This window comes from Rhodoferax sp., assembly GCF_014859475.1.
In the GTDB taxonomy this organism is placed as follows: Bacteria; Pseudomonadota; Gammaproteobacteria; order Burkholderiales; family Burkholderiaceae_C; genus Rhodoferax.
On the sequence record NZ_JACUUE010000171.1, the window covers coordinates 1 to 5,272 of the forward strand.

A 5,272-nucleotide genomic window follows, 5' to 3' on the forward strand; every position below is an offset into this window, starting at 1 on the left:
CGCGCAAGGTGCCCGCAGCCAAAAAGGCAGCACCGGCAGCACCGGCTGCTCAGGTAAACCCTGAATAAACAAGGGCTTGAAGCGCCCTACACTGCACAGGTATGACGCGACAAAAACCCCACACACCCAGGATCGCCCTGGCCATGGCCGGCGGTGGTCCGCTGGGTGCCATTTTTGAGATCGGCGCGCTGTGTGCGCTGCAGGAGTCGCTTGAGGGCATCGACTTCAACCGGCTGCAGCATTACGTGGGCGTGTCGGCCGGCAGTTTCATTGCGGCGGGGCTGGCCAACGGCATCACGCCGCAGCAGCTGTTCTCGCTGTTCATCGAAGACCGCAAACACCAGGCCGAGGCGTTCGATCCGGCCTGGCTGCTGCGGCCCGCCTTTGCCGAATTTTTCTCGCGCAGCATGCTGCTGCCGGGTTTGTTGATGGCGGGCACCCTGCAAGGCACGCTGGGGCGCAAGTCTTTGATGCGCACGCTCGAATACCTGAGCCCGAGCCTGCCCACCGGGGTGTTCTCCAATGCCCAAATCAATGTGGAACTGGCCAAACTGTTTGCCAAGCCGGGGCGCAGCAACGATTTTCGCCAGCTCAAGAGCCGCCTGACGCTGGTGGCTACCCATCTGGACAGTTGTGAGGCCGTCTCGTTTGGCCGCCCGGGCTGGGACCACGTGCCCATCTCCAAGGCGGTGCAGGCCAGCGCCGCCCTGCCAGGGTTGTTCCCACCAGTTGAAATCGACGGCCAGCATTTTGTCGATGGCGCGCTGATCAAAACCATGCACGCCTCGATTGCGCTGGACGAAGGCGTGGACCTGATGCTGTGCATCAACCCGCTGGTGCCGTTCGATGCCTCGGTGCGGCAAACCGCCCTTGATGCCGCCACACCCTGGGCCGCGCCCGAGCCGATTCCGCGCATTGCCGCCGGCGGCCTGCCCGCCGTGCTGAGCCAGACCTTTCGCTCGCTCATCCACTCGCGCCTGGTGCTGGGGCTCAAAAGCTACGAGCAGGCCTACCCCAACACCGACATCGTGCTGTTCGAGCCCGACCACCGCGACCCCGAGCTGTATCTGGCCAACACCTTCAGCTACAGCCAGCGCCGCCATCTGGCCGAGCACGCCTACCAGCAAACGCGCCAATTGCTGCGCTCGCGCCAGACCGGTCTGAGCAGCAAACTGGGCTACCACGGCATCACGCTTAACCATGCGGTGCTCGACGACACCAGCCGCCACCTGTGCCGACCCCGGCGCGAACCCACCCGCATCAGCCACGCCCTGACCAAGCTGCACAACATCATGAACAACCTGAACCAGGTGGTGCAAGCCGCCGAGCCCCCCAAAGGCGACCCGGCATGGTAAAAAAAGCCCCCCGGCGCACTGCCGAGCGCATTCTGGAGGTCACGCTGGCGTTGTTCAACCGCTTTGGCGAGCCCAATGTGTCAACCACGCTGATCTCGGCCGAGCTCAACATCAGCCCGGGCAACCTGTACTACCACTACCCCGCCAAAGACGAGCTCATCAACGCGCTGTTCGACCGTTTTGAGCGACCCCTGAACGAACTGCTGGGTGCCGGCGACGATGTGCGCGACGTTGAAGACGCCTGGTTTTTCATGCACACGCTGTTCGAGCTGATCTGGCAGTACCGGTTTTTGTACCGCGACCTCAACGACCTGCTGAGCAAGAACCGGCGTCTGGAAATGCACTTCCAGTCGATCCTGAAAAACAAAACCCGCGCCACCCGCGCCATGCTCGACGGCATGCGCCGTGGCGGCGCGCTGCAAATCGACTCGCGCGAGATCGACGCCACTGCCACCAGCATGGTCGTGGTGCTGACCTACTGGCTCAGTTATGAATACGTGCGTGACCCGCGCAACGCGCTGGAAGAACAAAACGCCCAGGCCGCGCTGCTGCGTGGCGCGCAGCATGTGCTCAACCTGCTGGCGCCTTATCTGGAGCCAGGCCAGCGCAGCCACTTGCTGAAGCTGGCCGATGCCTACAATAAGGAGGCCAAATAGAAAGACAAGGCGCGGTATGGCAGGGCACAGGAGATAAAAATGGCGAAATGGACAAAATTCCCGTTTGCGGGAGACTACAACTTCGACGCCGAAAGCGTCAAAAAAAAATGGGCCAGATTGCACGCCGGCGATCTGGAGCCGCTGCCCCAAGACCCCCAGTTGCTGCAGGCCTGGGCACATTTCCACAATGGCGAGTTTTACAAGTCCATGTCACTGGGGCTCGGTATGGGGCTCGATGGGCTGAACGTGGCCAACAAGGCGGTCTGCATTTATGCCACTTACCTCGAGCAGCAGGAAGCGACGCGACTGGCCTTGTTTGCCGAAGTGGCCGAGCGCGCCGAGAGCCAGATCAAAGAGCAGCCCGACAACGTCAACGCCTACTACCTGCGCGCCTACGCACTGGGGCGCTACAGCCAGGGCATCAGCGTGGCCAAGGCGCTGGCGCAAGGGCTGGGCACCAAGGTCAAGACCGACCTGGAGCACGTCATCCGCAAGCAACCCACGCACCCCGATGCCCACATCGCGCTGGGCTCCTTTCACGCCGAAGTGATCGACAAGGTGGGTGAACTCATTGGCGCCATGGCCTATGGTGCCCACAAACACACCGGGCTGACGCTGTTTCAGCAGGCGCTCAAGTTCAACATGGCGTCCGCCGTCGGCATGGTCGAATACGCCCGCGCCATGCTGATGCTCGAAGGCGAGACCGTGGTCAAGGAAGCCACCCGCCTGTACCAGCAGGCCGCCCGCGCCCAGCCCGTTGATGCCATGGAACGCCTGGACGTCGAACTGGCCAAGGCCGAGCTGGAAGACTGAACCATTACGCCCCCCAGGGCAGCATCAGCGTCAGCAGGGTCAGTTTGGCAAACTCGGGCTCGAACTGGTCGATGATGGCCTGCGGGTCGGGGCACAGCGTGGTGTCGCTGATCAGGCCAAACTGCACGCCGCCGCCGTAGCTCAAGATCGACACGCCCAAGCCTACAGTGCCTGATTGCGGCACCCAGAACAGCGCCTGCTCCAAAGTGGCACCGCAAAAGTGCAGTTTTTCACGCGGCCCCGGCACATTGGTCATGACCGCCGTGGTCTTTTTGGAAAACAAGTTAAGCATGGCGTCCTGCGCCGGTTTGACCACCATACCGGCCACCGCCAGCAGGGCAAAACTCAGCAGCGGCTGCATGCTGCCCTTGAGCGCGCTCATGCGCCGACGCACCTCAAACACCCGCGCCAGCGGGTTGTCCACGCCAATCGGCAGCACCACCGGGGCCAGACCAAACTTGTTACCCAGCTCGTAGCTGGGCGCCATGGGCCGCAGATTGACCGGCACCATGGCGCGTATTTCCTTGCCCGCCACCGAGTCGCCGCGTAGCTGGAGGTACTGGCCCAGGGCGCCGGCCACGCAGCCCAGCAGCACGTCATTGATCGAGCAATGCAGCGCCTTGCTCACCGCGCGCACTTCGTCGAGCGGAATCGGTTGGCACCAGGCCACCCGCTTGGCGCGACCCGGCGTGCCCTTGAGCCGGGTGGGCGAATCATCGGGCATCAGGGCCAGCGCGGCCCCGTCACGCAGCACCTGGCAGGCCATCCGGGCCATCTCGGCCGAACCCGAAACGCCTTTGCTGAGGCCTTTCTCGACCCACTTGTCGAGCCGCGTCGCCGGGTCGCTGATGGCGCCAAAGGCCTGGGCAGCGCCCTCGCCCGCCGCCTCCAAGGCCCGCACCGTGGCAGCCGTCAAGGGTTCAATCAGCGTGTGCGCCATCCAGTCTTCAGCCGACTCCAAGGCCGAATCCTGCGCCGCTTTACGCTTGCGCTGCGGCGGCTCGGTGCCGCCATCGACCAGCGACTGGATCACGGCGATCAGTGCCAGACCGTCGGCAATGCAGTGGTGAATGCGCACCAGCAGCGCCGAGCCGCCCTGGTAATGCTCGACCAGCCGGAAGTCCCACAGCGGGTAGCGCGCATCCAGCGGTTTAAGCGCCAGTTCGGCCAACCGGTCTTGCAGCGCCTGTTGCGGATGCGCCCTGGCCGAGGGCGGCAGTTTTTCGCGCAGCACATGGCGCTTGATGTCGAAGCCGGTGTCCGTGACCCAGCTGGCGCCGGTGGCATCCTGCACCACCTTTTGGCCAAAGCGCGGGTACTTCAGCAGGCGCTCTTCGATGCGCTGACAAACATCAGCGTAGCTCACCGCGGGCTTGAGAATCCACACCCCCAGGATCATCATCAAATTGCGCGGGCTGTCCATGCGCAGCCAGGCCGTGTCCACCTTGCTCATGCGCTCGTGCACCCGGCCGGTCGGCGTGCTGACTGGCGGCTTGCGCGTGGCGGGGCGGGAACTGGGGCGATGCAAACGTGTGACCATGGCAATGCTTTCGGGAAGGTTCTCTATTTTGCGAGCAAAACGGCCATTAAGATGCGTCCTGTTTCGCTTTTTCCATTACTGTTTTCAACCCACAGAGACTTTTCCATGTCCGCCCTGCAAAGCAAATTCGAAGCCGCCGTGGCCAACTCCAAAAACCTCAGCGAGCGCCCCGACAACATGACCCTGCTCAAGCTCTATGCGCTTTACAAACAAGCCAGCGCAGGCGACAACACCGAAAAGAAACCCGGCTTTACCGACATGGTGGGCCGTGCCAAGTGGGATGCCTGGAACACCCTCAAGGGCACCGCCAGCACCGATGCCATGCAGCAGTACATCGACCTGATCGAGTCGCTGAGCTGAACGTTTTTGTCATTGCGAGGCAGCCGTATCGACACGATACCGCATACGGACCTTGAACAGAGACTTCGTCATCGCGAGCGAAGCGTGGCGAACCAAGACTTCCGACTGCATAGACTGCCGCGCTTCGCTCGCAGTGACGGCGTCCGCTTCAGCGCGTTTTTTTGGTCTCATGCTTCTTCGCAGGCGCGGCCAACAGCGCATCGAGGTTTTTCACGATCTCGGCCTCGATCGTGCCCTTGAAGGTGCCGAGCAAAAAACCCAGCTGGGCGCGCAACTCGAAGTGCGTCTTGGTCACCGTCAGGCAGCCCTTGACGCCCGAGCGCACAAAATCGACCTCGTCGGTGTGCTTGCCCTGGGCGTAATTGCACTGCATGGCAAATTCCTGCTCGGCTTGCTCGGCCCATTGAAAGGCGATCTTGCGCGCCTTGGCCAGGCCCAGCGCATGTTCGCGAACGATGTTTAATTCAGCCATGTTGCCTCGGTGTGAAAGAGTGGTGGTGTTGCGCGCCGGCCCGAATCGGGTTTGATGCCGCACACGGACCTTGAAC

6 protein-coding genes are annotated in these 5,272 nt (G+C 62.6%); 4 read left to right on the plus strand and 2 right to left on the minus strand.

Annotated features, from left to right (window positions below):
- Positions 1-101: 101 nt before the first annotated feature.
- From IBX54_RS12080 to IBX54_RS12090, 3 genes are read left to right on the plus strand one after another with little or no spacing between them, the layout of a single operon-like run.
- A complete protein-coding gene (locus IBX54_RS12080) occupies positions 102-1,355 on the plus strand; it encodes a patatin-like phospholipase family protein (protein WP_296542903.1) in 1,254 nt (417 codons plus the stop codon).
- Positions 1,349-2,011, plus strand: coding sequence for a TetR/AcrR family transcriptional regulator (locus IBX54_RS12085; protein WP_296542904.1), 663 nt, complete (start codon positions 1,349-1,351; stop codon positions 2,009-2,011). The genes IBX54_RS12080 and IBX54_RS12085 overlap by 7 nt, the downstream gene beginning before the upstream one ends.
- A 39-nt stretch (positions 2,012-2,050) precedes the next feature.
- A complete protein-coding gene (locus tag IBX54_RS12090) occupies positions 2,051-2,824 on the plus strand; it encodes a hypothetical protein (protein WP_296542905.1) in 774 nt (257 codons plus the stop codon).
- 4 nt (positions 2,825-2,828) lie between these two features.
- Here the strand turns inward: IBX54_RS12090 and IBX54_RS12095 are convergent, their stop codons facing one another.
- A complete protein-coding gene (locus tag IBX54_RS12095) occupies positions 2,829-4,277 on the minus strand; it encodes a wax ester/triacylglycerol synthase family O-acyltransferase (protein WP_296542908.1) in 1,449 nt (482 codons plus the stop codon).
- Between the two features lie 192 nt (positions 4,278-4,469).
- On the opposite strand from IBX54_RS12095, the gene IBX54_RS12100 reads away from it, so the two are divergent.
- Positions 4,470-4,724 carry an acyl-CoA-binding protein gene (locus IBX54_RS12100; protein WP_296542906.1) on the plus strand — a complete coding sequence of 85 codons (255 nt, stop codon included), beginning with the start codon at positions 4,470-4,472 and terminating at the stop codon, positions 4,722-4,724.
- Positions 4,725-4,872: 148 nt separating this feature from the next.
- On the opposite strand, the gene IBX54_RS12105 is transcribed toward IBX54_RS12100, so the two are convergent.
- Positions 4,873-5,272, minus strand: a 400-nt coding sequence (locus tag IBX54_RS12105; protein WP_296542907.1) for a polyhydroxyalkanoic acid system family protein, incomplete at its 5' end; no start/stop codon positions are given.